The organism is Pseudomonas sp. 910_21, from assembly GCF_052850735.1.
Genome location: NZ_VXCY01000022.1, coordinates 1 through 3,838, shown reverse-complemented (window position 1 = coordinate 3,838; position 3,838 = coordinate 1). Strand labels below are relative to the sequence as shown.

The following is a 3,838-nucleotide window of genomic DNA, read 5'->3' as shown; positions in this document are numbered from 1 at the left end:
GAAGCCTCTGAGTGCCCAGGCACTGCAGCAGGGCTTGCAAGCCTTGCTCGAACACCACGACGGCCTGCGCCTGAAGTTTGTCGAAGAAGGCGCAGCCTGGGTCGCGACTTATGCTCCGCTGGGGCAGGTGACTGCGGCACCGTTGGCGGCGACGCAGGCCGATGCGCTGCTGTGGCTGGCGGACGACGCCAATGAAGAATCGCTGCAAGCCCTGTGTGATACCGCACAGCGCAGCCTCGATCTGCAACAGGGGCCTTTACTGCGTGCCGTGCTCTTCACGTTGCAGGACGGCACCCAGCGCCTGCTGCTGGCCATCCATCACCTGGTGGTGGACGGGGTGTCCTGGCGGGTGCTGCTGGAGGACCTGCATCAGGCCCTGGTACAGCAGGCCGCCGGGCAAGCCATCAAACTGCCGGCCAAAACCAGCTCCTCTCAGGCCTGGGCCGGGCAATTGCAAGCCTATGCCAACAGCGCGGCGCTGCAGCAGGAGCTGGGTTACTGGCAGGCGCAACTGCAGGGCGTCGAGTCGGGCCTGCCTTGTGACCGGACAACGGATCAGGTCGTGATCAAGGACGCCCTGAGCGTCAGCACCGAACTGGACCCGAGCTATACCCAGCGTCTGTTGCAGGACGCGCCGGCAGCCTATCGCACCCAGATCAACGATCTGCTGCTCACTGCCCTGGCCCGGGTCATTACCCGCTGGACCGGCGACAGCAGCGCCCTGGTGCAACTGGAGGGCCACGGCCGCGAAGAGCTTTTCGACAGCATCGACCTGAGCCGCACTGTGGGCTGGTTCACCAGCATGTTCCCGGTGAAGCTGACACCGCAGCCGGCGCTGGCCGACTCGATCAAGCTCATCAAGGAACAGCTGCGGGCGGTGCCGAACAAGGGCATCGGCTTTGGTGCCCTGCGCCACCTGGGGGATGCTCAAGCACAGGCAGCCCTCGCGGCACTGGCGGTGCCGCGCATCACCTTCAACTACCTGGGCCAGTTCGATGGCAGCTTCGATGAGCCGGATGCCTGGTTTGCCCCCAGCGCCGAAGCCAAGGGTGCCGATCAAGGCGCCCAGGCTCCGCTGGGCAACTGGCTGAGCATCAATGGCCAGGTCTATGGCGGCCAATTGAAGCTGGGCTGGACCTTCAGCCAGGCGATGTTCGATACCACCACCATCCAGCGCTTGGCAGACGAGTATGCCCAGGAGCTCCAGGCCCTGATCGAGCATTGCAGCCAGCCCGAGCACCGTGGGGTGACCCCGTCGGACTTCCCGCTGGCGGGCCTGAACCAACAGCAACTGGACCAGTTGCCACTGGCCCTGGCTGAGGTCGAAGACCTTTATCCGCTGTCGCCGATGCAGCAAGGCATGCTGTTCCACACCCTCTACGAGCAGGGCGCGGGCGACTACATCAACCAACTGCGGGTGGATGTGGACGGGCTTGAGCCCGAGCGCTTCCGCCAGGCCTGGCAGGCGGCCATCGACGGCCATGACATCCTGCGCAGCGGCTTCCTCTGGCAGGGCGAGCTGCCGGCGCCGATCCAGGTGGTGCACAAGCGTATCCGCCTGGACTTTGTCGAGCATGACTGGCGGGCGAACGAGGCCGTGCCAGCCGCCCTGGATGGTTTGGCCGAGGAGGAGCGCCTGCGTGGTTTCGACCTGCTGGCCGCGCCACTGCTACGCCTGACTCTGGTGCGCACTGGCGAGCAGCGTTACCACCTGATCTACACCAACCACCACATCCTGATGGACGGCTGGAGCAACTCACGGCTGCTAGGGGAAGTGCTGCAGCGCTATGCGGGGCAGTTCGCGAGCCAGGCACCCGGGCGCTATCGCGACTACATCGCCTGGCTGCAACGCCAGGACGCCCAGCTCAGTGAGACCTTCTGGAAACAGCAACTGGCGGCCCTGGATGAGCCGACCCGTCTGGCCCAGGCCATCAGCCGCGGTGGCCAGGCTCCGGCCGGCAAGGGCTACGCCGCCCATCAGCAGCACCTGGATCTGCAACAGACGCAACGCTTGAGCGAGTTCGCCCGCCAGCAGAAGGTCACGGTCAATACCCTGGTGCAAGCCGCTTGGCTGTTGCTGCTGCAACGCTACACCGGGCAGGACAGCGTGGTGTTCGGTGCCACCGTGTCCGGGCGTCCGGCGGAGCTCAGGGGCGTGGAGCAGCAGATCGGCCTGTTCATCAACACTCTGCCGGTCGTGGCTGCGCCGCGTCCGGACATGCCTGTCAGTGACTGGTTGCAACTGGTGCAGGAACGCAATCTGGCCCTGCGTGACTTTGAACACACGCCGCTGTACGACGTGCAGCGCTGGGCCGGCCTGGGGGGCGAGGCGCTGTTCGACAACATCCTGGTGTTCGAGAACTACCCGGTGTCCGAGGCCCTGGCCCAAGGCGCCCCGGCACAGTTGCGCTTTGGCATGGCGGCCAACCATGAGCAGACCAACTACCCGCTGACCCTGTCGGTCTACTTGGGGCAGACTCTGGCGTTCGACTACAGCTATGCCCTGGAGCATTTCGCCCAGGCGAACATCCAGCAACTGGCGGGCTACCTGGAGCAGGTGCTCATGGCGCTGGTGGAGCAGCCGCAGTCGAGCATCGGCGAGTTGGCGCTGACTGGCGCTACCGAGCGCCGCTTGATCGAGGAACAACGCAGTCGTACTCCGGCGCGTGACCTGTCGCCGCTCTGTGTCCAGCAGTTGATCGAGACCCAGGCCGCGCGCACTCCGGATGCCGTGGCGCTGCTGTGCGCCGGTGAGCCACTGAGCTATGGCCAATTCAACCAGAGGGCCAACCAGTTGGCCCATAAGTTGATCGAGCAGGGCGTGGGCCCGGATGTGCGGGTGGGCATCGCCGTGGAGCGCGGGCTGGACATGATTGTCGGATTGCTGGCAGTGCTCAAGGCCGGCGGCGCCTACGTGCCGCTGGACCCCGAGTACCCCCAGGACCGGCTGCACTACATGATGCAGGACAGCGGCATCCAGCTGCTGCTGACCCAGACTCCACTGCTGGAGCGCCTGCGCGACGGCGTGGAGGTACCCCACCTGTGCCTGGATCAGCAGGGCCTGGACGGCTATGCCCGGAGCAACCCGCAACCGCGGGCGCAGGGTGCCAACCTGGCGTACGTGATGTACACCTCCGGCTCCACCGGACGGCCCAAGGGTGTAGATATCAGCCACAGCGCCTTGAGCCAGCACGCCCAGGTTTCCCGGGACTACTTCAACATGAGCGCGGCAGACCGTGGCCTGCAGTTCTCCACCTTCAACTTCGACGCCTTTGTCGAACAGCTGTACCCGGCGCTGATCTGTGGCGCCTCGGTGGTGATTCGCGGCAAGGAGCTGTGGGACAGCGAAACCTTCTACCGCGAGCTGATCGAGCAGGGCATCAGCATCGTCGACTTGAGCACCGCTTACTGGTTCATGCTGGGCAAGGATTTCGCCACCCGCGAACCCCGCGACTTCGGTCGCCTGCGCCAGCTCAACCTGGGGGGCGAAGCCATGCCGGCAGAAGGCGTGGCGGCGTGGAAGAAGGCCGGCCTGAAACACGCCTGCCTGCTCAACACCTACGGGCCGACCGAGGCCACGGTGAGCGTTACCGCCCATGACTGCAGTCGCTACCTGCAGGATGGGCAGGCGTTGCCGAGCCAGATGCCGCTGGGCAAGGGTTTGCCGGGCCGCTCCATCTACCTGCTGGACAACAGCGGCAACCTGACCCTCAGCGGCGCAACCGGCGAGCTGATGATCGGTGGCGAGTTGCTGGCCCGGGGTTATCACGACCGCCCAGGCCTGACCGCCGAGCGTTTCATTCCCGATCCGTTCAGCAGCGATGGTGGGCGCCTGTAC

General features: G+C 65.5%; 1 protein-coding gene. It reads left to right on the top strand.

The annotated features are described in order from the left end of the window. Positions 1-3,838: amino acid adenylation domain-containing protein (locus FW796_RS31775; RefSeq protein ID WP_446440692.1), on the top strand; the 3,838-nt coding region annotated here is incomplete at both ends.